This is a genomic window from Planctopirus sp. SH287 (assembly GCF_056500625.1).
This window is the reverse complement of sequence record NZ_CM151403.1, coordinates 4,267,568-4,291,527: the sequence shown is the minus strand read 5'-3', so window position 1 is coordinate 4,291,527 and position 23,960 is coordinate 4,267,568. Positions and strand designations below refer to the sequence as shown.

At 53.1% G+C, this 23,960-nt stretch carries 16 protein-coding genes; 7 read left to right on the top strand and 9 right to left on the bottom strand.

All coding sequences use genetic code 11. The annotated features are described in order from the left end of the window. Positions 1 to 3 precede the first annotated feature (3 nt). On the top strand, positions 4 to 1,548 hold the full coding sequence (locus SH287x_RS15925) for a transglutaminase-like domain-containing protein (protein ID WP_479515371.1): 1,545 nt from the start codon (positions 4 to 6) through the stop codon (positions 1,546 to 1,548). Positions 1,549 to 2,203: 655 nt separating this feature from the next. On the opposite strand, the gene SH287x_RS15920 is transcribed toward SH287x_RS15925, so the two are convergent. From SH287x_RS15920 to SH287x_RS15905, 4 genes are all read right to left on the bottom strand, one after another. After that, positions 2,204 to 3,169, bottom strand: a complete 966-nt coding sequence (locus SH287x_RS15920) for a DUF1559 domain-containing protein (protein ID WP_479515370.1) — start codon at positions 3,167 to 3,169, stop codon at positions 2,204 to 2,206. Between the two features lie 151 nt (positions 3,170 to 3,320). After that, entirely contained in the window at positions 3,321 to 3,836 is a 516-nt protein-coding gene (locus tag SH287x_RS15915) for a hypothetical protein (RefSeq protein WP_479515369.1), read from the bottom strand. 344 nt (positions 3,837 to 4,180) lie between these two features. Then, positions 4,181 to 5,125, bottom strand: coding sequence for a methylenetetrahydrofolate reductase [NAD(P)H] (metF, locus tag SH287x_RS15910; protein ID WP_479515368.1), 945 nt, complete (start codon positions 5,123 to 5,125; stop codon positions 4,181 to 4,183). Beyond that, positions 5,125 to 6,366, bottom strand: a complete 1,242-nt coding sequence (locus SH287x_RS15905; RefSeq protein WP_479515367.1) for an LL-diaminopimelate aminotransferase — start codon at positions 6,364 to 6,366, stop codon at positions 5,125 to 5,127. Before SH287x_RS15905 ends, metF begins: the two co-directional genes overlap by 1 nt. A gap of 396 nt (positions 6,367 to 6,762) precedes the next feature. Here SH287x_RS15905 and SH287x_RS15900 point away from each other — a divergent pair, with 396 nt between their 5' ends. Both SH287x_RS15900 and SH287x_RS15895 read left to right on the top strand, forming a co-directional pair. Then, complete coding sequence (locus SH287x_RS15900) at positions 6,763 to 7,704, top strand: UDP-glucuronic acid decarboxylase family protein (RefSeq protein ID WP_479515366.1); 942 nt, start codon at positions 6,763 to 6,765, stop codon at positions 7,702 to 7,704. Positions 7,705 to 7,782: 78 nt separating this feature from the next. Further along, a complete protein-coding gene (locus tag SH287x_RS15895; RefSeq protein WP_479515365.1) occupies positions 7,783 to 8,514 on the top strand; it encodes an RraA family protein in 732 nt (243 codons plus the stop codon). A 255-nt stretch (positions 8,515 to 8,769) separates the two neighbouring features. Here SH287x_RS15895 and SH287x_RS15890 read toward each other — a convergent pair whose 3' ends face one another. Further along, complete coding sequence (locus tag SH287x_RS15890; protein ID WP_479515364.1) at positions 8,770 to 9,081, bottom strand: hypothetical protein; 312 nt, start codon at positions 9,079 to 9,081, stop codon at positions 8,770 to 8,772. Positions 9,082 to 9,536: 455 nt separating this feature from the next. On the opposite strand from SH287x_RS15890, the gene SH287x_RS15885 reads away from it, so the two are divergent. Beyond that, on the top strand, positions 9,537 to 11,186 hold the full coding sequence (locus SH287x_RS15885; protein WP_479515363.1) for a hypothetical protein: 1,650 nt from the start codon (positions 9,537 to 9,539) through the stop codon (positions 11,184 to 11,186). A 259-nt stretch (positions 11,187 to 11,445) separates the two neighbouring features. Further along, the gene (locus tag SH287x_RS15880) at positions 11,446 to 11,820 is read left to right on the top strand and encodes a PilZ domain-containing protein (RefSeq protein WP_479515362.1); all 375 of its coding nucleotides are present in this window, start codon (positions 11,446 to 11,448) and stop codon (positions 11,818 to 11,820) included. Between the two features lie 139 nt (positions 11,821 to 11,959). On the opposite strand, the gene SH287x_RS15875 is transcribed toward SH287x_RS15880, so the two are convergent. Next, a complete protein-coding gene (locus SH287x_RS15875) occupies positions 11,960 to 13,714 on the bottom strand; it encodes a HEAT repeat domain-containing protein (protein WP_479515361.1) in 1,755 nt (584 codons plus the stop codon). Between the two features lie 750 nt (positions 13,715 to 14,464). Here SH287x_RS15875 and dnaG point away from each other — a divergent pair. Further along, positions 14,465 to 16,495: a DNA primase gene (gene dnaG, locus SH287x_RS15870; RefSeq protein ID WP_479515360.1), complete on the top strand. Its 2,031-nt coding sequence runs from the start codon at positions 14,465 to 14,467 to the stop codon at positions 16,493 to 16,495. A gap of 771 nt (positions 16,496 to 17,266) precedes the next feature. Then, positions 17,267 to 18,919, top strand: coding sequence for an RNA polymerase sigma factor RpoD (gene rpoD, locus SH287x_RS15865; RefSeq protein WP_479515359.1), 1,653 nt, complete (start codon positions 17,267 to 17,269; stop codon positions 18,917 to 18,919). Positions 18,920 to 19,180: 261 nt separating this feature from the next. On the opposite strand, the gene SH287x_RS15860 is transcribed toward rpoD, so the two are convergent. The 3 genes from SH287x_RS15860 to SH287x_RS15850 form a co-directional block, all read right to left on the bottom strand. Then, positions 19,181 to 19,519, bottom strand: coding sequence for a hypothetical protein (locus tag SH287x_RS15860; protein ID WP_479515358.1), 339 nt, complete (start codon positions 19,517 to 19,519; stop codon positions 19,181 to 19,183). A 244-nt stretch (positions 19,520 to 19,763) separates the two neighbouring features. Next, positions 19,764 to 22,061 carry a DUF1559 family PulG-like putative transporter gene (locus tag SH287x_RS15855; RefSeq protein WP_479515357.1) on the bottom strand — a complete coding sequence of 766 codons (2,298 nt, stop codon included), beginning with the start codon at positions 22,059 to 22,061 and terminating at the stop codon, positions 19,764 to 19,766. Positions 22,062 to 22,495: 434 nt separating this feature from the next. Further along, a complete protein-coding gene (locus SH287x_RS15850) occupies positions 22,496 to 23,320 on the bottom strand; it encodes a hypothetical protein (RefSeq protein WP_479515356.1) in 825 nt (274 codons plus the stop codon). Positions 23,321 to 23,960: the final 640 nt, after the last annotated feature.

Below are 23,960 nucleotides of genomic sequence, written 5' to 3'. Positions count from 1 at the left end.
AAGATGAAGCGGTTGCTGGCGGTACTCTTGCTGTGGCTGGCAGCCGATCTGTCCATCACTGAGGCTCTGGCGAATCCTGAGAACCCACCAGCGACCAAAAGTCCCACGGCATCTGACAGCACACGCTCCGTCTGGGGTGTGATTTATCTGCAAGGGAAGAGGACGGGTTATCAATCGGGCACACGGACGACATTCACGTCACCGACGGGAGAGGCACTGGTTCGTTGTGAGCAATCGACCTCGTTGAAATTGACTCGCTTCGGGACACCGCTTGTTCTGGAATCCTCGACGGTCACCGTTGAGACAGACGCCGGTGAGATCCGACGTTTCACCCATAAACAGGCTAACCCTCCCGCAGACTCCGCGATTCTGGAAGGGACAATCACCGGGGACAAATGCGAGTTGATCAGTACGCTGGGGGGACAGACACAGAAGGCCACCATTCCCTGGAATCCTCAATGGCGATCACCTGCGTATCAGGATGAATTTCTGAGGTCTCAACCTTTGAAAGAAGGCGAAAAGCGACGGCTGGAGATTTTCTTTCCCGAGTTCCGCTCGGCAGGAACCCTTGATCTTCAAGCCAAAGAACTGGTGCCCATCATGAATCTGGATCGTCAGGAGAAGAAGCTACTCCGAGTGACGGCCAGGATCTCCTTGATCGAAGATTCGCCGATCACGATTTATGTCGACAGCGATGGGGAAGCCGTCGTCACCCGGATGGGGATCTTCGGAACCGAGATGTTTACCTATCTGGCATCCCGGGAACAGGCACTCCTGCCTATTGAAGGGACTGGCCCGGAAATTGGGTCGCTAACACTAATCAAGGCACAGCTCCCCAAAGATTGGCCGACGAGGAAAGAACTCACTTATGAACTCAAACTGCCGGGAGAAGATCTGGCTCGCCTGTTGAGCAGTGGCCCCGGGCAATCATTAGAAGTCATCGACCGGGAGACCGTCCGTCTGACGATTCGGGTTCCCGACTGGAATCAGGCAGGACGCCAACTCAGTCCCGTGGAATCTCCTGACAAAGTTTACCTTCAGGGGAATTTGCTGCTGCAGACAGAGGATCCGAATGTAAAACAACTGGCGAGTGCTGCCATGGCGACTGTGCGTCAGGATCGTAAGGATGATATTCGCGAGCAGGCTCTGGCAATGAGTCAGTATGTTCACAAGACCATTTCCACAAAGAACCTGTCTACGGCGCTGGCCTCAGCGGCTGAAGTCGCCAAGAGTAAATCGGGAGATTGCACCGAGCATGCGACATTGCTGGCCGCCCTGCTGAGAACACAGGGCATCCCTTCCCGGTTTGTGATGGGGCTGGTGTATGTACCCAATGAAGCGGCTTTTGGTCTCCATGCCTGGACGGAAGCCAAACTGGGAGACCAGTGGTATCCACTCGATTCAGTGGCGGCGAGCGGTCGCACCAGCATCGCCCATTTGAGAATGACGGCAGATTCACTGGATGAATCGACCGGCGATCCCGTACTGAGAATGGATGTCTATGCCCGGAAACTCCCCGGCCGACTCCAGATCCGCGTTGTGCCTTAAAAGAAACCCTCGCCCGCGCAGCTGTCTTTTACACATAAATTTCTCATTCCCTTGAGCAAGCGGCACGGCATTGACACCATCAAGGGGTGATGACCAGATCAACCCACGGGAGTTCCGGCCTGGGAGAAACCTGCTCATCGGAATGACTCCTTTGCGTTCTTCGCGCCTTGGCGGTGAGTCAAAGAATTTTTACCGCGAAGAAAAGAAGAGCGCGAAGGAATTCGGAAGAGATCGAAGGGAGACGAACGGTATGGGGCGGAAGCCTGCTCTATGACTTTTGGACAGTATCAACCCCATGAATTCCCTTGGCTGTGTGCCAGATGTTGAGGTAACGGCCGCAAGGTGGTATGGGCCACCCATGCCAATTTCATGGTGCGGTTCAGGTGGCGAAAAAGTTGTGTATAAACGACAGCCCGCGCAGGCGGGAGAGGGTGGCACGCGGTGCCCGGTGAGGGATTTTCCAATAGGCTTTCTTAATAGAGAAGTGTGCCAGGGGTGCCTATTGATCTGGAGTATTTACTAATCGCCTTTTAAGCTCCAGCTCGCCCTCACCCAGCCTCTCCCATCGGAATGGGAGAGGAGTTAATCAATCAATCCCAACGAGGAATACCGCAACCTTGGCACGCACATGCGCCGTTATATCCTGGGATTCGTATTAGAACTCGCCCAGCGTCTGGCCATCGGCAATGGTGCTGAGATTGCGCCAGGTGCCAAGGTCGATGTTCTGGCTGACGAAGCGGGCTGAGCCATCACCCAGAAGAACATGCACGCCGCCAGTGTGCCGACTGCGAGCCGAGAACATGATCGGATTCGCGGAGTCACTATTAGCACAAGGCAACTGAATCGCTGAATTGGTGGGAATACAAAAACTCATGGGTCGATCGGGAACAGTGGTGTTGGGCGGATTGTGGGCGGTGAAGCCAACAAATGGCACATACCAGATCATGCCGCGGAGATCTTGAGGAGATGGTGCAGTGTTCTGCCCCTGGCGAACTTCAGCGACCAGCATCACGTTTGTTGTTCCGTCCATGAAATCCGACATTTTAGTCGTTTTGCAGTTTTTTGAACCGACATTCCCAGGTGTCGCGTCAGTTGTTGTGTTAAACGGCGAGGCCATGTAGTTGACACCATTGAAAGGCGAGAGCCGGGTGGTGGTTGTATTCCCCAAGTTGACGGCATAGTTGTAGTTAGGAACATCGTTCCAAGTCTTGGATGCAGTGTCACTTGGGCAGAGAAAGACAGGGTACGTTTTGGTGATGATATTTCTATTAGTACCGGAATTGTATTGAATGTTTTCATTCCAGCTGTTGTAGGCTGTTGCCAGATCAATGTAAGGCATGATGGCTCGGATCCAGACACGACCACTTTGATTCTGATCGGTGATGCCGCCGGTGACGCCATTATCGGCTCCATTCCCGCCCATGGGGAACGAATTGAAGACATCATGATAGTTATGCATCGCCAAGCCGATTTGTTTTAGCGAACTGCGGCATTGAGTTCTGCGTGCCGCTTCGCGGGCCTGCTGGACTGCAGGAAGCAACAGAGCAATGAGAATCGCAATAATGGCGATAACGACCAGAAGCTCGATCAGGGTGAATCCCATTCGACGTGTGCGGAGCATGCTGTACCTCACAATTGGCAGACAAGAGAGAGAAAAAACGAAAAGGCGTGACAGGAATCAAATCAACCACCAGACAACGCAATCGCGATCTGGTGGTGAAAAATTTGGCGATAGTAGATGGGATCAGTGAGATGTTGCTGCACAAAGCCGGCTATTTTTTAGTTGGTGGAGTTAATGCAGGCTTCTCAGTCAATTCGAAAGGAAACTGGTTAGAGCCATTGGCTGCGACTTCAATCGTTAATTCACTTTTGCGATTATAGCGTTCAGGAATCAACTGTTTAGGCAGTGGTTGCTGGCTGGCTAGCGTCATGGCTTCCTCCGGATCTTTGGAGGTGATGACTGGGACTGTTTCAGTCGCAGTGATGGCGACCATGTATTTCCCAGGTGGTAGTCCTGTGCTGGCTGGCAAGGAATACGCTCCCTCTTTGATGCTCGCGCCGGATGCGGTGCGTTTATCGCCGGGTTGCAGACCCATCGGCTCGAAGCGGATTTCTCCCTGCTTGAGAGGCGCACCTTCCCAGGAGACTTTCCCTGAAACAGCTTTGCGGCCAAGAGGATCTGCGGTTCCGCAACCACTGATGCAAGGTGCCAGGCAAAGTGCGGCAAGCAACAGAAAAGGGAATTTTGTGCGGAACAACCGATGAGAGACCAGTGTGCGATTGATCATGAAAAATTGACTCACGTTGCAGAAGGCAACTTCAGATGTGACAGTAATGATATTTAATATCATTATTCGTTGATTAGTTCCTCTGAAATGTTGCGAAAAGCGCATTTTTCATAGAAGTTTGACTAACTCGCAGATGCCAGAAGAGCTTGAACAACATGGTAAACACGACGCAAAACAGGAGTAACAACTCACTTAAGAATGAGTCACTGACATCGAAGGCCATAACCGGAGGAATGGCGTATCGTTTTTTGGATATGGGTTTATAGGGTTCAAACGAACACAGATCCTTCACATGCCTGGCATATGAAGGATCTGTGGATGAGAGAAGGCGATGAGGCCAAAGCTCAAACTGGCGACGCCTCGCTTTTCAGGCCCAAGGCCTGGAAAATCTGGCTGGTGGCGTGGGCCTTATTAAGAACATAGAAGTGCAGGCCCGGGACGCCGTGATCGATGAGATCTTGGCACTGGCGGATGGAGTAGTCGACGCCAATTTCCAGCTGGGCGGCTTTGTCATCTTTTTGGTGGGCCTGTTCGAGGCGTTCCAGCAATGACTGAGGGACTTTGGTGCCGCTGATTTCGACAATCCGCTTCACGCGGGAATACTCGGTGATGGGCATGACGCCGGGAATCAGCGGGACATCAATCCCTTGAGCCAGGCAGGCTTCCCAGTACCGGTAGTAAGTGTCGTTGTCGTAAAAAAGCTGGGTGAAGACGGCATTTCCGCCGGCTGAAACTTTCTCTTTGAGAAACCCGATATCCGTCTCCAGAGAAGAGGCTTCGGGATGTTTTTCCGGATAGCCTGCCACGCCAATCCCCATATCGGGAAACTCACGACGAATGAGTTCCACCAGTTGAGTAGCGTAGCTGAAACCACCTTCCACCGCCTTGAAACTTGTTTCCCCTTTGGGGACATCACCGCGTAAGGCCATGATGTTCCGCACGCCCAACTGCCAGGCTTGTCCCAGCCAGTCGATCAACTCATCGCTGCTGCTGCCCACGCAGGTGAAGTGGGCGGTCGGAGCCGTCCCGTGCGTTTGAATAATTTCACGGCACCAGTCAAGCGTATGATTACGAGTAGAGCCACCCGCTCCATAGGTGCAGGAAACGAACGCCGGGCTATAGGAGCACAGCTCTGCGAGCGCCTGCCGGAGGGACTCTTCTCCTTCGCTGGTTTTCGGTGGAAAAATCTCAATCGAGAGCGAGAATTGGCCCGGACGATAGAGATTCTTCAAGCTGGAAGCTGGCGAAGGAGTCTGGGAAAACGGTGTCTGAGAAAACAAAGCGTTCATCAGCGCGATCCTTGCACAAAACGGTTGACGCGCTCGATGGCTTCCAGCACGTTTTCACGGCTGTTGAACGCACTCAAGCGGAAATACCCTTCACCTGAAGCGCCAAAGCCAGATCCTGGTGTACCGACCAGATGGGCTTTCGACAATAACTGGTCGAAGAAATCCCAACTGGAAAGATGGTGGGGTGTCTTCAGCCAGACATAAGGAGCGTTCACGCCACCAAAGACGGTCAGACCTGCTTTTTGGAGGCCAGCACACATCAGCTGGGCGTTTTCCATATAGAAGTCGGCCAGTTGGCGAACCTGGGCTTGTCCCTCTTCGGAATAAACCGCCTCGGCTCCCCGCTGCACGATATAGGAAACGCCATTGAATTTGGTTGAGTGACGACGATTCCATAAGCTGTGGAGTTCGATCTCGGTGCCGTCACTCGCCTGAGCTTTCAAACCCTTGGGGACAACGGTGAAAGCACAGCGAGTCCCAGTAAATCCTGCGGTTTTACTGAAGCTGCGGAATTCAATGGCGCATTCGGAGGCCCCTTCAATCTCATAGATCGAATGCGGAACATCCTCTTCGGTGATAAAGGCTTCATAGGCGGCGTCGAAGAAGATCAACGACTTGTTGGCGCGGGCATATTCCACCCACTTGGCAAGATCGGCCTTCTTAGCGGCCATCCCGGTGGGATTGTTCGGCGAGCAGAGGTAAACAATGTCAACCTTCTGATCGGGAATGGCGGGAACGAAGCCATTGGCTTCGGTCATCGGGAGGTAAACCAGCCCGGCATATTGTCCACCCGCATTCGCTTCTCCCGTGTGGCCAGCCATCACGTTGGTATCGACATAGACGGGATAAACCGGATCGGTGACGGCAATGACATTGGTCTTGCCAAGGATGTCAAGAATATTGCCCGTATCGCACTTTGAGCCATCGGAGACGAAAATTTCGTCGGCGGAAATGTTCGCACCGCGCGACTGGAAATCGTGTTTGGCAATGGCTTCCCGCAGGAAATCAAATCCCTGCTCGGGGCCGTAGCCTCGGAAGGTGGCCCGTTGGGCCATTTCATCGACGGCTTTGTGCATGGCTGAAATGACGGCGCCGGGAAGCGGCTCGGTCACATCGCCGATCCCCATGCGAATGACCTTCGCTTCGGGGTTTTCTTTGACGAACCTGGCCACACGACGGCCAATTTCAGGAAACAGGTAACCCGCTTTAAGCTTCAGGTAGTTGTCGTTGACGTGAGCCATAATCTTCAAATCAGTCAGAGTGTTGCCAAGTTGGGTTGTTCATGGGGATCACATCGTTCTGTCAAGAAGACGCCTCCCATACGCCGTAGTTTGCAATCAGCTTATTTGATCAGGAGCCAGTTCACCAGAGTGAGCGTTTTCCGACAAGTTCACAGGGAATTTCACACAGAAATTTGTCATAACAGTTTCATTATGCCAGCTTGTCCAGAAGCTGAAACGACCTGATTGCGTCCATCAGTGATCGATCAATCCCTTGATCCCACGTCTTTTGATTGATTATGCGATGTGTTCCTCTATCGCCTCGCGCTTGCGAAGCTCCCCTTATTCACTGAACAATAGGAATCTGGATAAGTTTCGATCGGGCAATTCCACGTTTTTGATGACAGGCGGTATCTCGTGACATCGACAGTGCTGGTAACTGGTGGAGCAGGATTTGTCGGCAGCCACATTTGTGACCGACTGATTGAACGTGGCGACAAAGTGATCTGCCTCGATAACTTTTTCACCGGCCGCATGGCGAACATTGCTCATTTGAAAGAGCACCCGAACTTTCAGTTGATCGAGCATGACATTGTTCATCCGATCACACTTGATGTCGACCGCATCTACAACATGGCATGCCCGGCTTCGCCAGTGGCCTATCAGTATAACCCGATCAAAACGATCAAAACCTCAACATTGGGGATGATCAACATGCTCGGACTGGCCAAGCGGTGCAAAGCACGGATTTTGCAAGCCAGCACCTCGGAGGTTTATGGCGACCCTAATATCCATCCCCAGACGGAAGATTACTGGGGGCATGTGAATCCTCTCGGCCCGCGCAGTTGTTATGACGAAGGAAAGCGTGTCGCTGAGTCGCTGTGCATGAACTATCACCTGGCCCATCAACTGGAAATTCGTATTGTGCGAATCTTCAATACGTATGGCCCACGGATGGATCCAAACGATGGGCGTGTGATCTCGAATTTCATCACACAGGCACTCAAGGGGGAACCATTGACTGTGTACGGTGAAGGGAGCCAGACACGCTCGTTCTGCTATGTGGACGATCTGGTGCGGGGGATCATGTCACTCATGGATCAGGGGGTGCATGTCGGGCCGGTCAATATCGGTAATCCCGGTGAATACACGATGCTGGAACTGGCGGAACAGGTGCTCCAGGCAACAGGTTCCACCTCAGGAATTGAACACCGTCCTTTGCCAATGGATGATCCCAGGCAACGGTGCCCGGATATTAGTCGGGCAAAAGTGATGCTCAAATGGGAACCTTCAATCCCTCTGAAAGAAGGGCTGGAAAAGACCGTGCATTATTATCGCCAGCAGTTGGGAATTGTCTGAGAACAACGCTCGTGGTTTTCATACTCCTGAATGCTACTTAACTTTTTCATGATGCCTCGCCCTGATCAGGAATACCCAATGGCGACGAACGTTCCGCTACGAACTCTGGACGAATTGGCCAGGTTTGACACACCGACCATTTGCAATGCGATTGAACTCTGGGATCTTCGCCCCCGCAACGAAGGTTACATGAACTCGACCATTGCGGCTTGCTTTCCCTCTCTTCCTCCCATGGTCGGTTTTGCTCTGACAAGCACCTTTCGCAGCCAGAAGCCGCCCAAGTCGGGAGATGCTTATGGCAGTATGGGTGCCCAGATTGACGCCATGGCCGAGATCCCCGGCCCTCCGGTGGTGGTCTTTCAGGATCTTGACCTGCCGGTGGCTTCCGCCACATTTGGCGAAGTGATGTGCACGACATACAAGAGCTTTGGCGCGACGGGAATTGTCACTTCAGGGGCCGGCCGCGACCTGGATCAGGTGGCACCCTTGAACTTCCCCGCGTTTACTTCAGGAGCGATTGCGGCTCATGGGTATTGCCATATTCTGGCAATCAATGTTCCCGTGACTGTGGGAGGGATGACCATCTATCCCGGCGATCTGCTACATGGTGACCGCAATGGGATTTCAACCATCCCTCTCGAGATTGCCAGTGAAGTGCCCGAGGTCTGCCGCGAACTTGCCAAAGCCGAAGCCATCGTACTGAATTACTTGAGGGATCCTGCGCGAACTGTCCAGGGGTTTAATGAAGCCCGGAAGGCTTGTGCGGCTCACATTGCCGAGGTCAAGGCCCGGTTATGTATCGTTAAGTAAAGGGCACGAAGTTGATACATCATGCCCCAGCATATTGACCAGTCAAAGGTCTGGGCCAGTCGTCCATGTGAGAGCCTGTCTGAGAATGCTCCCTCTCCCGCTGGCGGGAGAGGGCCGGGGTGAGGGCTGATTCACCTTCCGTGTTTCTTATTGCAATAGACAACCTCTCATCGAGAGCGGCGTGCTCCCCCTCATCCGGCCTGCGGCCACCTTCTCCCTCGAGGGAGAAGGATTTGAGAGTTTCCGGATAGGCACTTACTTGTAACCCAGGTTTCGCTCGATATCGCGAGCCTCTTTGGACATCAGCAGGTTTTTCAGCGGATCGCGTTCATCTTCGAGCGCCTTCCCGCTGCGACCCTGTTTGCCAACAAAGCCCCATTCATCTTCTTCCACGCCGTTCAATGCGTTTTCTTCTTTGGCTTCGGGATCATAGTACATGGCCCGTTTCATTTCGGTCATGGTGCATCCCACCAGAATGAAACACGTCATCATGAAGACGCTGAACAGGCTCAGCCGTCCGTAATTCTGGAATGGATTCATCGGGTCAACCTGTCGTGTTGAAGACATGATATTTGTTGGTGCGGACGCAGCCGTTGAGAACGTCGAAAGGCCTGGCAGGGATAAGCCCATGGGAGGCTGGGGACTGGTCTGAACAGAAGTGAAGACAGAGGTGAAGAGTGGCGGGGCTTGGAGTGTTGAGCGACCGTCGGGAGGCACGACGTGTTGTGGGTGGGAATTTTCTTGTGGTGTGGTGTCTCGTTTGTTCTGCCCGCTCTGTCCAGACGTGTTCTTTCGGCGGTTTTCGCGCCTGAGGAAAGTCATCGATGAAAAGCCATAAAAACGCGCGAAGACTGCCGGTCTTTCTTTGATAAGGCCTTGCGAATGGCTTCCTTTGCTCGAGAGGCCGTCAGGAATTCTTGAGCAGGCGATGGAGTTTGACCGATGCAATCCGATGGGATTCATTCTTTGCCGGATTTTTTCCTCAGTGATTCCCACCAAAAAGAACGCGAGAAGGATTTCGCGTGCGATCCAAAACACTCACACCACCCGCATGCCAACGCTTGTCCGCTCCATTGCGGCCAGAGAGAGCACATTGTGACCAACTGTTGCTGCGCTCCCGCTTCTGGTGGTTGGGGATGGTGCTCTCGTTGATCTGTCTTGTCGCGGGGGGGTGTGCAAAGAATCCTCGCGACAGCTTTGCCAAGCTCTGGGATCATGTTCCCACCAGCCGCTGGACAACGAGCAAAGACGTTGAACAGGAAAAAGTCGTCGAACATCCGACTGTCGCCGCGAATACCGCAACCGCACTGGCGGCTCGCGATGCCGCGCCTGAGGATGAAGAAAACGCCACTTCATCTAACGAAACGAAGATCCAACAGGCCGCAGGCAAGCAGGAAAATGCTCAGCCGGAGCAGGCCATTACCGCCATGGCTACTGACGAGGGATCTTCCGTCACAAAAACGACAGAAAGTTCATCCTCTCAAACGGGAGGAAAATCTCAGGAAGTACAGGAAGAAGCGGCGATCGTCAAAACAACGGGTGCCCGATTGAAAGAGGATCTTCCTGATCCTCTCACCAGTCCGCCAGACGACTGGGCAGCCGCTTTTGAAGCGGCTAATGGCCTGACACCATCAACGACAACACCGTCCTCGGGCAATTCCCGGCTGGGCCAGCTTCGCGAAACACTGGAAGAAGACGCTCATACGGCCAAAACGAAGTCCATCGCAGAATTAGGCGAGTTTCGCTTGAGAATTGAGTCTCTTGTTAAGCATGCCAGGCGCCAGTTGGAAGCGGGAGAATTAAAAACCGCCGAACGGTTTGCCCGACTCGCCAATGAATTAAGCGAAGGGGCTCGCATCGAGTTCTCTCCGACCGAAGAACGCCCATTGGATCTGCTTCGTCATATTGAGGATCTCATCTCGTTGTCCCGGCCTGAAGCCGGAACTTTAATGGCGGAGTCAACGAAAGCAGATTCCGGGAAAGAGACTAAAGCCGGCTTAACGGCTGGGTCTTCAAGTGCAAAGGATGTTTCACCCCACGGAGAAAGCCTGGCGACAGGAACCGTCATGTTGGCCGATGCAGGGGTGGCTGACATTTCTCGAGTTGAAACATTGAGCGTGGACCCCGGCGTTACGCAAGAAGGTATTGCGCCGGCAGTCATGGGAAGCGTGAGTGCGAACCGGGCGGTCGGCTTGGTAAGCCGTGAGCAGGTCTCCGACTTAGCGGCTACCGATCAAGAGGCCGCAAAAAGTTTCGATACGAAATCGGAAAACCAACGGTTCGCTGCCAATGGCCCCATGCTTCCTGCGCTTCATTTACCGGGTGTTGAACAACTGGGCAATACGTTTACTCAGGAAGCTGCGAGAGGTCGTCAGCCTGAACCTGCGAAAAGCGCTCTGACTCAGCGAAGTGTGATTATTGTTTCAGAACGTGATCGAACGGATGCGGTCAATGCCTCTCGGTTTATTCCGCCCACAGAGCCTGAGGGGTTATTTGAAGACGTTTTTGTCGACAACAATCCCTCATCTTCGGAAGCTGCCTCCTCGTCGTGGTTCTGGAGTCTTTTGCCGTGGATGTTGGCAGCGCTCTGTGCCGTTGTGTTGGTGTGGGGAGGCGTTCGTCGCATGAATCGCCGGGTGGCCCCGATTCTCCCAGAGCAAAAAAGTGCCTGAAAATTTGAATTGATAGCTGTGCCAGAGCCTCAGGCGGATGTCTTATTCCTGTTGGGCGGTCAGCTCATTTGGCAGTCAATTCATTTTGCAGTGTCGCCATTTCGGGAGTACCGCCATTTCAGGAGAGAGGTCTTTTCCGCAATGTCTCTCCTTGCGGAATACTTCTTGAGCAATCTTGCCCGCACGCTCTGACTTTGTGGGCTAAGGTTGGGTGTTGAGGCTCATTGCGTTTTCAATGCGCGCACCGGGAGTGAATGACATGGCGACGGATCCGTGGGGACGACCATCCCTGCATGACTTAAAAACTGTCCTCGAAAGCTTTGACAAGCTGGAGGGGACGAATATCCGTAATACTGAACGGATTGAATTGGCTGTTCCCGCTGAAATCACCACACGTCGTGGAAACCTGATTCCTGCCATGACGCGAGAAATCAGCCGTTATGGCGTGGGTTTATTGCATAAAGGGGCGCTCAGTCCCGGAGATGTGCGGCTCAAAATGGCCAGTGAAACACGAGAATACACTTATAACGTGACGATCGAATGGTGCACGCCCGTGGAAAAAGGCATGTTTATCAGCGGCGGCCGCTTTTTGGGCAAACCTGAAGTCGCCGAGATCAACGCCTCGGCAATCTAAATTTCAATTAGAGCCATCACCAGCGCATAGCCGTCACAAACTGTGGCGGCTGTTGGCGTTTCTGCTCTTTGCTGATGTGTTGTCATACGGATTCCACGAAGAATTCCCGAATGGCCAGCTTGTTGTGTGGTTGAGCGGTTCAGTTGGCAGGGACGACCAGTCGATCACGCGGGCCGATTTCTAACCGATCATATTTCAGAGAGGCGGGTCGCCTCTGGAGATACCAGCCCAGCCAGGCTTTGGTGGAAAGTTCCTGCCATTCTTCGCGGGGGTTGGTGAATTTTGTTCCGTTGCTACGCTCGGCACGTCTGAGCGTGTGACGCACAGGATCAATGGCCAGGCCCGCGATTCCTCCAGGTTCGCTGGCGAGCATGCACAACGCGCGGCTGGCCTCCAGCGCCACGCTGCTGTCTTCATCCGATAGGCGGCCAATCAGCAGCGGCATCGCGGCGATCTCCCCGCTCTTTCCTAATGCCCAGCAGGCCGTTCGACGAATTTCGACTCGTGGATCACTGACTAACCTCTTCAGCAGATCCAGCTGGCCAACCAATTGATCGCGGTCGCCCAGTTGAAACTGGGCAACAATGGCCTCTTGAGCCGCAGCAACTTCCTGATCTGAAAGTGATTTGGAAAGCGATTTCAACGCTTGATCCGCTTTTTGAGCAGCGTTGACAGGGTCTTTCTGAGTGGGGTTTAGTTGGCTGGCAATATCACGTCCACCGACCAGCAATCCGCCTCCCACGGATGGGGCGCGTCCTTCCTTAAACAGCGATGCGGTGGCTCGTCCCAGAAACAAAATAGAAAGGCAAGTGGCTGGGGAACTTCCCGACGTGTCTCGCCATGATCCATCTGCCTGCTGATGCTGAATCAGCCAGCGAGCGCCCGAGTCATACCAATCGACCCCGGCCAGTTCTTTTCGATCAGAAAGTGCGGCCAGGCGTTCAATGGCATAGAGATAATAGCACGTCCAGTCGTTTGGTAAGCCGCGAATTGCGAGTCTCTCAAGGGCACTGATGCTGCGTTCGATCCCTCCGTCCAGCGATTTTGGATCAAGCGTAGTGGGTCGCACGACGTTCACCGGGAGGTCGGCTTTTTCTTCGATCACAGGTTCCAGCACACCAAATCGTTTACCATTACTCGAGCGGGAGGCAAGCTTTCTTCCCGGCGATGTCGTGCCAAACAGCATCAGTCGCACGACATGCAGACTTCCGCCAGCGGCTGCTGTCATGGTGGGTTTGGTTTCTGTCGAATTCATCTCTGTCGGATGATATCCCGAACCGCCATCGTTGTTTTGTGTTTTCAGGTGCCACCGGGCGGCTTGTTCCCAGGCGTCTGTCGGGATCACGACTCCGAACCTCCGGGCTGCCCAGAGACCAAGCAAGCCGTATTGTGAAATACTTGTGTCGCCGTAGTGATCGGTCTGTTCAGGGTAGTACCACCCGCCGTGAGCTTTTTGCTGATTCAGCAGATAGTCTGCGATTTTGGCCATACGGGGCCGATCGCTTGCATCACCGACTGATTCCAGCAACATGGCATCGACAGCCGCCGTATAGATGTGATGTGAGCCGGGTTGATAACGGTCACCATCACAACGGATACGAACAGCGTCAATGGCGCGAATCACTTTGGTGTCGGTGAGGTTTGACCCGGATTTGACCAGGGCATAGCCCGTCAGGCTGAGCGAAGAAGTGTCATCCGTCGATTTTTGAAGGTATGTTCGTGCCCGGTCTATCGCCTTCTGAACTTCAGGAGACTGCACTGTCAGTCGACCGGAAGAGGCTGGTTCTGCGGCAATAACCGAGACAAACCTGGAGTCTGTGGTGCTGAGAATGAAGCTGGCCAAGGCGATCAATGGAGCCAGCCACAACCAGCTTTTGCATGTAAGATCTGGCATCCGGCAGTCCCCGTATGAATTCCCGGTCGAGTGCCGTGTCACGGCTTTGTCTTCGGGTTGATGTCGCCGCAACGTCCTCCGTTGTCGGACATAACAACAGAAGAGACCCAAATCTTATACTTTGACTCTAATGCACAAGTCTGATGAACGACCAATACCACGGGTCGAGACCGTGCATGTTCCCCTGATATCATACGAAGTCATCGCCTTGCGGCAATTGGCTGTGATGGGAGATGTTGATAGAGAGAGTGATGACCATTTGATGATGAACCATGGTCAAGTTAAATTCCTGAAAACCAACTGTCGTTGTTGGCCGGTGCTCAGATGGCTGTGGGAGACGATGATTCATCACGGGAAAGTGGTTTTACCCCAAAGAGTGATTATTGATAGTGGAAGTTTTTCGCAACATGTTTCACCGTATTGCGATGCGACGTTTTTTGATGGCGGGTGATTTTCGATCCATCGTCATGGAATCGTATCGTGTCTCAGATTGGCAAACAGCGAATGGACTCTGTTGGGGTCGTTTGTCCACTTGACGGCTCGGGGTTTGCCGCGATGATCCTTTCAGCGGGACGCGGATGAGAGGCGTTGCTTTCGTTTGCTTCTTAAAATCATGAAAACAGTCAAATGACAAACACGGGAGGAAGCGTCTCTCATTGATTGACGAGCGATGGCCAGGGAATCGCACTCCCGATGGTACTGCAACAGGTGTTGGAAACGACTTTTTGATTTTCGTGGGAAGCCAGCAGAGTGACGTTATCGGGCCAATCCGCCGTTTCCTGGGATGAGCTTAAAGAGCAGGTTCGTTCCCGGACTGACATTGTTCAGTTGATTGGAGAAACTGTCTCTTTGCAACCGGCGCGTGGTGGTCGGCTTTTTCAGTGTATTTGCCCATTTCATGACGATCACAACCCCTCCATGCAGGTAAATCCTGAGCGGCAGACTTATCGCTGCTGGGTCTGCAATGAAGGAGGCGACTGTTTCTCCTATGTGATGAAACACGACAACCTCTCCTTTCCCGAGGCGTTGTCGCTGCTGGCTGAGAAAGCGGGTGTCGACCTGCCCAAACGCGGTCATCGAGACCATGGAAGTGGTTTTGATGGCGGTGATGGTTCTCCGGGTAATCGGAAAAGCGATCTGTTTGAAGTGCTGGCGTGGGCAACCAAAGAGTTTCAACAAGCGTTGAAAGGAACCGCTCAGGCCAGTGCCGCCAGAGATTACATCGCCAGCCGGGGCTTAACTCCTGAAATTGTTGAGCAGTTTCAATTAGGCTACCACCCCGACGACTGGCACTGGTTGCAAGAGCGTGCTCGTGGTCGGTATGCCGTTGATTCGCTGGCCGTGGTGCGGCTCGTGGGAGCACGTGATAACGGGCCGGGGCACTATGATTTCTTTGTCGACCGATTGTTGTTCCCGATCTGTGACGAACGCAGTCGACCCGTGGCCTTTGGCGGACGGGTGATCCCCGGCCGCCCGGTGAAAGAAGATGCCCCGAAATATTGGAACAGCCCGGAAAGTCCGCTGTTTTCTAAAAGTCGACTCTGCTACGGCCTGGATCAGGCCCGCGATGCCATTCGCAAAACAGAGACAGTCGTGGTCACTGAGGGCTATATGGACTGTATCAAGTCCCATCAGCATGGTTTGAAGAATGCGGTGGCCACTTTAGGAACGGCACTGACAGAAAACCACGTTCAGGTTTTGAAGCGGCTGGCTCGCAAGTTTGTTCTGATTTATGACGGCGATACAGCGGGATTGAACGCAGCCGAAAGATCGCTGCCGCGTTTTCTGGCTCAGGATGTGGATCTGAGAATTTTGACGTTACCGGAAGGATTGGATCCTGACGAATTTCTCGAGAAATTCGGTTTGTCCGGGTTGGAGCAGGCAATGAGCGATGCTCCTGAAGCTCTGGAATTCAAGCTTCGCCGCACGATTGAGCGATACGGCACGGCCAGCGTGGATGCCCGGCAGAGAGTGACTGATGAACTTCTGGAGACGATGGCGGTCTCTCCGGGGTTGTCGGGATCGGTGCGTGAGCGAAATCTGATCTCTCGCCTCACTTCCCGACTCGGAGTTGGCGAATCACTCCTGCAAAAACGATTGCGGGAACTGCGCGGCGATAATGCGTTCAAGACTTTTTCACAGCCACCCCGAAAAGTTGATCCAGTCGAAATCTCGCTCATTGACGATGAAACTCAGCTCCGGGAGCAGGTCAATTCCCTCCAGCGATCTCATTCAGGAGACGATCTGCTGGAAAGCGAGTTCTTTCGTCTTCTTCTCAAATTGCCGGACGTGTTTTTATGGGTTGGTCAGCGCATCGGTTCGGACGATTTTCACCATCCCGCTTTCAGGCACTTGTGGTGCCTTTGCCTTGACCTGGCAGAGAATGGTGAATTGCCGACTTTTGATCTGCTGCTGGCACAATCGGAATCAACGGCTGTGAAGGCTTTGGTGGCGTGGTTAGGTGAAAGCCACTTGAGCGCGGCCGAACTGCTGGAAATTCAGCGGCAATCTCAGATGCTCCCCGGCTTTCCCGATCTGGCTCCTCAGGATACTGCCCCTTCTGGCGATTCGGAGGCCATGATTGAAGAGAAGAACCTGATGGCGCAACTGACGGAACGGCTGATTCTCAGGCGGGAAATCAATCACCATAAAGCCGTCAGAATGCAGCAGGGGGGAGCGAGCGAGAAATTTGGCTTATCGGCAAAGGACGTTTTGGCACAGGCCATGCTACTTCATCGAAAACGTGCGGGAGGTGCACAAAACAATGTCACAGGGCAATGACTTAGCCCTAGAATTTGCCGGATAAGGCGTATTCACCACCCATGGAGCACTTCCGCAACATACAACTGCAACTTGCAAAACTTGCAACTTCCGAACAGGCGTCAAACTGAAGCACACAATAATGCGGCTGGCAACGAGTCGGCCGCACGAGATGAAATGGAGGGTTCATACTTCGTTGGCGAAGATCAACTGACACTCACGGGATGCCAGGAGATTTGCCGGCGTTTTGGTGATCTGACAGGACATTCGCCATAACTTGTATGACAATTCCGTCAAGAACATCAAGGAGGATTAAGACGGCAAGAGAAATGACCTGAGGCCGCAATTGGGGCTTTTTGCGACGTAGTGAACATTCACTCGAAACGAAAGGCTCTGAGGGCGTGTTAAAGGGTTGTGTTAAAAGACGGTGAGACAATTCTTTCCGCGCAATGAATCGCACGGAATTCGTTTTTTCCAGGGATGGGTCATGTCAGAGGGGGTGTTTATTGACAGAAACTCAAGTGCCAGAACTGGTTGTGAAGAAAAGTCCAAGTGAAAACTCCGGGAGTATGGCGAATTGCCAACAAGAATGTTCTCCCGTGCTGCTTTCTCCCCAGATCTGCTGTTTGTTTTTTGCCGTAAACATCAATGACACAAACTGATGACAAAAATGGGGGATGAGGTTCTGTAACTCTCGAGTTCAGAAACTTCTCAAACACCAGCTTCTGTGATCAGGGAAATAGAAGATTCATTCGGGTTCGTCCCGAATCATGACCAGTTGAGGAGAATTCTGTGCATCGACTCGATCAAGGCCTGAATGAGCTGATTGTCCGTGGCAAGAAGCAGGGATACCTGACCTATTCCCAGATTAATGACTATCTGCCCGATGAAGCTCTCAATCCAGAAAAGCTGGATGAACTGCTGGGATCGATCTGGGAAGAGGGCCTGAAGATCGTGACCGACGATCAGGCAGGCATTGTGGTCGAAGAAAAGAAAAAGCCACGTGCTCGTGCCAAGAATGGCAAAGACATCGTTGTTGAGGAAAAGTCGAAGAAGATCGACGATCCCGTGCGGATGTATCTGACCCAGATGGGTGAGATTCCCCTCCTGACCCGCGAGAAGGAAATTTCGCTGGCCAAGACGATCGAAGTGACTCGCAACCAGTTTCGCGAAGAACTGCTCGAGTGTGACTATGCCCTCAAGATGGCCTTCGACACGCTCTCGAAGGTCAACGTCGGGGAACTTCCTTTTGACCGCACGATCAAGGTGAGTGTCACGGAATCCAAGGAAAAGAATCAGATTCTGGGGCGAATGCCTCATAACCTCAAGACGATTGAAAACCTTCGCAAGCTGGCCATTGCCGACTTTGAAGTTTCCATCGATGCCAATGTCTCGGCGGAAGATCGCAAAAATGCCGAAAAGTCCCATCTCACCCGCCGCCGCAAGATGGTCAAGCTGATTGAAGAACTCAGCTTGCGCACGCAGCGTCTTCAGCCCACGATGAAGCGGCTGGAGCAGATTTCTCGCCGCATGTGTGATCTGCAGCGCCAGATTGATAGTCTCAAGCATCTCAAGAGTGCCCGCGACGAACGTGCGAACATTCATAAAGAGCTGCAAGACCTGATGATGATGACGCTCGAAACCCCCGAAGGGTTGCGTCAACGCGTGGAGCGGGTTCGCGAGCGGTTTGCCAAGTATGAACAGGCGATGCGGGATCTTTCCGGTGGTAACCTTCGCCTGGTGGTCTCGATTGCCAAGAAGTATCGCAACCGTGGTCTTTCTTTCCTGGATCTGATTCAGGAAGGGAATACGGGTCTGATGCGAGCTGTGGATAAGTACGAATATCGCCGCGGATATAAGTTCAGCACTTATGCGACATGGTGGATTCGGCAAGCCATCACACGAGCCATTGCGGATCAGGCCCGTACGATTCGCATCCCTGTCCATATGATCGAAACGATGTCCAAGCTCCGGAAGGTGGCGAAGAAGCTGCTTCAGGAGATGGGCCGCGAGCCAACTCTGGAAGAAACTGCGGAAGCCGCTGGCGTTTCACTCGAAGAAACCCGTCGCGTCATGAAGATCTCACGTCATCCGATCAGTCTGGATCGGCCTGTCGGCGAGAGCGAAGACAGCTACTTCGGTGACTTTATCGAAGACGACAACACCGAAAGCCCGGTGATGGCCGCGACTCAGGAAATGCTCAAGGACAAGATCGACAATGTCCTGAAGACGCTGACCTATCGTGAGCGAGAAATCATCAAGCTTCGTTATGGTCTGGGTGACGGCTACACCTACACACTGGAAGAAGTCGGCCGTATTTTCAAAGTGACCCGTGAACGCGTGCGTCAGATTGAAGCCAAGGCCGTTCGCAAGCTGCAACATCCTGTTCGCAGCAAGCAGCTCAAAGGCTTCCTGGATGGTCTGATGCTTGCCGTTGCTAAGTAGCTGAAATGTGGCTCACTGACTGCTGAGTTGATGATGCAATGGGGCTGTTGGAAACTCCGGTTTTCAATGGCCCCATTTTCAATCTGCAACAGTCCATGTAGGGCAGGCTCCTGCCTGCCTTTCCAAGGCCAGAAACCATTCAGGAAGGCAGGCGGGAGCCTGCCCTACTGATATGCGTACATCACGAAATACACTGTGCTTTGTGTGCCATGCTTGCGGCTCTGAGCAAGTATGCTTCTGTATGCCACCTCACCCCAGGCTTCAGGCGGCTGGGAGCAACGACTCAATGGCATGCAGCAGCTCGGCAATGTGAAAAGGCTTGGACAGCAGGCGGGAGCCTTCGTTGGGTTCCAGCCCCATGGAGCCGATCACCACGCGCCGATGAGCGCTCTCTGTGGACATTGCCGTCTCTGTTTTGGGGATGGTGTCCGCGTCGAGAACCACCAGATCGAACGATGCCTGTGTGGCTGACGAGGCATTGAGGTCGCTGTATCGGCGCAAGCGGGTCACGCTATGGCCACGAGGCGACAAAACCGCGTCTAGTACCGCATGCGTATCCGCACGGTCAGCAACCACAGCCAAACGACATCCCTGTTTCATCAACTTTCCCCAATTCAGCCAACAGAAAACTTCATCCATGAAGTATTCCCGCAGCGACAGGGAAGTTAGTCCACCTTTCAAAATCTGTCAAAACCAGTTTTCCCCCTTGCGGGGCCTTTACTGGCTTCGTGGCGGCGTATGAAGGCTAATCGTTCATCCACGAATGGGGCTTACGCCGCCAGAACGCGACAGATCATCAGGGAAACGGCACTGCTGAGTGGCTTTTGCCTTACGCTGGTGGAACTTACTTGCCGTCGTTGTGCCGCACCAGATTGAGAAATACCTCGGGGGAAAGAGTTGCGGAAATTTTCTGGACAGAACCGTCACCATACAGGCCGATAAACCCTTTCTCGCCGATGTTCCCGAGTGATTTCATCGGTTCATTGGGGTCGATGACCAGCCCGCCGGGCTTTGTCCAGATTTCTGCTTTGTCAGGCCCTGCCTGAATGACAATCACGGTATTGGAGAGGCCGTCTGCAAATTCTCGCATGGCAGGGGCCTTGTCCTGATCGAAAGGCGTTCCCTCTCCAGCCAGGAGATGCAGGGAGGTTTTGTTGGCCTCTGTCACTCCTCTCACTTTGTAAAGAGGGGGCATTTTCTCAGCGAGCTTCAGGTTGTGGGGGCTATCCCAAGGTTCGTTAAGACGGAACTGATTATACAGTGGGCCTTCTTCGATATAGGGCAGAATATGCACGCGCCAACTCAGAGCTTTGGAATCATCAGGGTTGCTGCTGCGAGAGGCTGAGGGAAAGCGGTTGAAAACATCATGATAATTATGAAAAGCCAATCCGATTTGTTTGAGCGTATTGCGTTCTCTTGCCGTGCTTGCGGCTTCTGCGGCAGATCGAATCGCTGAATCCAGGAATGCCGGTAAATTCTCGATTCCCGCCGGGGCCACCAGTGTCGTTGTGAAGGTATTGCCCGTCAGATCGAACTTAAGGCCAGCCGCCAGTTCGGAAACCAGTTTCCGACTGTTCTCGTCGGGGATCTCTGACAGCATGGCCGGTAAGAAAGCTTGTACCAGTTGCATCTGCTGCTTCAGTTCTTCACTTCTGGCTGCGGCGACTTTGGGATTGGTGCATGTCCCTGAGGACTTCAGGATGATGTCACCAGCTTTGAGATTGGTCACACGAAGATGCTTTGTCAGCACTTGATAATCGAGAAGCGGCGCCAGTTGGGGTTGTTGCTCGACCAATTGCTTCAACAAGGGTTTTTGAGCCTGAAGGCTGACGACCACTGAAAAATCCGCTGTCAGATCCAATTGATTGGCCAGGGGGACTGGCTTCGTGTGGGAGATGGTTCCGGCCTTCAGGCGGGCTTGCAGATCAGAAAAAGTTCCGATGACCAGAGTGGTGGGAGCCTGAGGTGTGGCGGGCCAGATGCCCATTTCCTGGGCGCGATACAGGGTCTGCCGGCCAATGACGACTTTCTCTTCAATGAGTGGTTCCAGGCGGGCCAGGTCAAATGGCTCTTTCAGTGTGACCACAATGGTCGGGAGACGCGAAGATGACGAAGCGTGGGAGCGGGAACGAATGCTTGTCAAGGCCTCTGGATTGGATGGCACGCCGCCAGCAGGGGTGACAAAGTTAGCGAAATCGGTTTCGGAGATTTTCGGATCGAGCCGACCCACTGTCCCATCACAGATCAGAACATACAGCCCGGATTCCGGGATTCGCCCAAGTAAACCTTTTGCGTTAGTAGAATCAAAAGGAAGCCCTCCGGGCTTTGTCCATTCAACGGCTGTTGCAGGGTCAGCTTGCACCGCCAGAATGGTGTTTGATGTTCCATCAGTGATGTTGCGAAAAACAGGCCCTTGGGTTGCATCATCGGGAAAGAGGGTTTTTGAACCGGTAATGACTTGAATCGAAGTTTTCCCGGTTGCTTTAACACCTTCTACAAGAAAGCACTTTGGCATTTTAGGGATCAGTTTTTTGTTGTGAGCACTATCCCAGGGTTCATCGAGTCGAAACTGTCGATAAAGAGCGTCCTCATCCAGAAACGGCAAGAGATGAACTCGCCAGCTTAATCCCGTCTGGCGACCGGCACCGTCTCCGTTCGCGCGGGGGAATCGCTGGTGTGTGTCGAGATAGTTGTGAAACGCCAAGCCGATCTGCTTGAGGTTCAGCACCGTGTCTGGCGCAGAGGACGTTTTGGTTGTGGGCGTGGGTGCCGCTGGGACTTTCAAACCTGCGTTGGCTGCGATTTCGTTGACTAACATCTGGTCAACCGCCACGACGATTCGTTCGATTTTGGTGAGATCGTCAAATGTCAGTGGCAGCGGCCTCAGATCTGCGTCTTTGAACATTCCCAGTTCATTGGCCAGTTTCACGGGTTGCCAATTGACGAGTTCGCTGACTCGCAGAGTGCCGACGGCCACCGTCTTATCAGGAAGAAAGCGAGCTTCCGAAAGCGGTTCCGCCGCCTGGCCGCAAACGCTCCAGAACAGCAGGAGGAGTGCGAGAACGCCAGATCGGCATTGCCCCACGAATAAGGTGCCAGTCTTTGTTATCTGCCCGAAGCATTTCATGGGAGAACAACGCATCGCATACCTCGTGAAGCAACCGAACAGGGAAGCTGACTGAAGACGATCGGCCATACGAATAGTGACTCAAGATCGTGACCAGAAGCGACATCATTCCGCGCAGAGCGACGCCAATCAAGAGGCTGTCGAAAGCGATCAGCACTGATAAAAGAGGCGGGGTGGGATGCTCACGATTGATAACTTTCCGCGCCATGTCCATCGCTTTGAATGAACATGCTGAATTCACGTAGCGTTTTGACACTTCAACAACATGGGGGCATGCTCGCTCAGAGTCGCAAGTATGGCACGCAAGCCGATGGCCTGATGTGGGATTGAGCGTTGGCATTGGAAACACGGCGGTTCATCGGCCTCCTCACCACAGCCTTTTTATTCCAGGCATCTTCTACGAGGGGAGAGGGCATTGCCGGACTGGTTCTCCGTGTTGATGATGGAGATTATTCTGCTTGCACCACCTTGTCGCCTTGAGCGAATTTCTCGTCCTGCAAGGCACTCCCCATGGCTTCAATCAGAACATATGGAGCGTCCGGTGAAAGGAGACTGACATTTCCATTTTCATCTGGCCTCAATGCGGCAGCAAGTGAATAGCAGTAGCGTGCAAGGATAACGCCAATCAGATATTGAGCGATCCAGAATCCCCAGATCACAGCCGGCATCAGAAAGAGAGGAATCTGTTGGGGAAAGAAGCGGATGGCAATCATGACGAGTACCAACCCGTTAATCATCTTGGCCATTTTCATATAGCCATCGATCAGGTCACCATCCATTGTGTACGCCGTAATCTTGCTGAGGGCCGTTATTGATCCCAGCCAGACAAGCATTCCCAGAACCTGCACGATCAGCCAACGCTGGTCGGGGTCGGGAAGTAAAATGACCGTGAGGGAGATTAACGGAAGCAGCAAAGCGGCAAATCGTCCTGCCATTTCGAGATGAGTGACCCTTTCTCTGGTCAGCTGCCAGGTCACCCAGGCCAAGGGAAGCGTGACAATAAAGAGCATCCCGTTACAGGCGAGAGACAGAGAGGAGAACCATTGCTGTTGCAGATGATGGTGTTCCAGCAATTTGAGGGAGCGTTCCATCCCCGCGCGATCCTGGTTCTCTTCGGCGATCTTCCACAAGTGGTACTCTTCTGAGAGCGCCACTTGTGCTGCTCGTTTTTCTCCGGAGAGCCAGTTGGAAATATCGAGGCCAACGATAATGGAGAAAAACATGACTGGCAGAAGAAGCACTGAAATCCGCCAGTATCGATAGGACGGCTGCATGTTCGTTGGCCCTGCTGATCAATGGAACCATTTAAGAGCGGTCTGCGATCACCTCAACGCGAGTGCTTCCAGAAGAAACAGGCGTCATCTTGAGGCAAGCGGGGGCAACTTTCTGTTCATTGCGATGAATGGCGATTATTGGATCAAAATTTTGACGCGTTACCAATAGTGATGAACGAAATTTCAATGGGTATAAATGATGGCCAATGAGACGATGCGTGGAGTCTATGGAACCGGTGGTCAGGCAATATGTGTGAGTGAAAACGAAAACAGGCAGCCGACCTTTGAAGTGGGCTGCCTGTGACAGGCTATCTGCTATTGTCTGATCGTCTGAGAGCTGACTGGCTGAGCTTGCTGTTGAACAGGCAGGCTTGGCAGAACTTCGTGTTGTTGGCGAGTTGCGTCTCTTCTTGAGCCAGGGGAACTTTTGCAAGAGGAGCCCCTGGAGAGAACCGAAGCTCTCTCCAGGTTTGGCCTCACGTTCCCGGATCCGCCGGGCTTCAAGTTGGATTCTTGCAAATCCACGATTTTGGATAACGACAGACTCTTGATCAGTTGTCTGCGTCAATCTCTCAAGTGCAGAAGCCGTTTTGAATGTTCTGGTTCTGATACTTATCAGGGGAACAAACCAAACGGCCGG

Bases quoted from the DNA above. Each gene is read 5' to 3' on its own strand.
- SH287x_RS15925 (WP_479515371.1), top strand. From the start codon at position 4: ATGAAGCGGTTGCTGGCGGTACTCTTGCTGTGGCTGGCAGCCGATCTG.
- SH287x_RS15920 (WP_479515370.1), bottom strand. From the start codon at position 3,169: ATGCTCCGCACACGTCGAATGGGATTCACCCTGATCGAGCTTCTGGTC.
- SH287x_RS15915 (WP_479515369.1), bottom strand. From the start codon at position 3,836: ATGATCAATCGCACACTGGTCTCTCATCGGTTGTTCCGCACAAAATTC.
- metF (WP_479515368.1), bottom strand. From the start codon at position 5,125: ATGAACGCTTTGTTTTCTCAGACACCGTTTTCCCAGACTCCTTCGCCA.
- SH287x_RS15905 (WP_479515367.1), bottom strand. From the start codon at position 6,366: ATGGCTCACGTCAACGACAACTACCTGAAGCTTAAAGCGGGTTACCTG.
- SH287x_RS15895 (WP_479515365.1), top strand. From the start codon at position 7,783: ATGGCGACGAACGTTCCGCTACGAACTCTGGACGAATTGGCCAGGTTT.
- SH287x_RS15890 (WP_479515364.1), bottom strand. From the start codon at position 9,081: ATGTCTTCAACACGACAGGTTGACCCGATGAATCCATTCCAGAATTAC.
- SH287x_RS15880 (WP_479515362.1), top strand. From the start codon at position 11,446: ATGGCGACGGATCCGTGGGGACGACCATCCCTGCATGACTTAAAAACT.
- SH287x_RS15875 (WP_479515361.1), bottom strand. From the start codon at position 13,714: ATGCCAGATCTTACATGCAAAAGCTGGTTGTGGCTGGCTCCATTGATC.
- SH287x_RS15860 (WP_479515358.1), bottom strand. From the start codon at position 19,519: ATGAAACAGGGATGTCGTTTGGCTGTGGTTGCTGACCGTGCGGATACG.
- SH287x_RS15855 (WP_479515357.1), bottom strand. From the start codon at position 22,061: ATGCGTTGTTCTCCCATGAAATGCTTCGGGCAGATAACAAAGACTGGC.
- SH287x_RS15850 (WP_479515356.1), bottom strand. From the start codon at position 23,320: ATGCAGCCGTCCTATCGATACTGGCGGATTTCAGTGCTTCTTCTGCCA.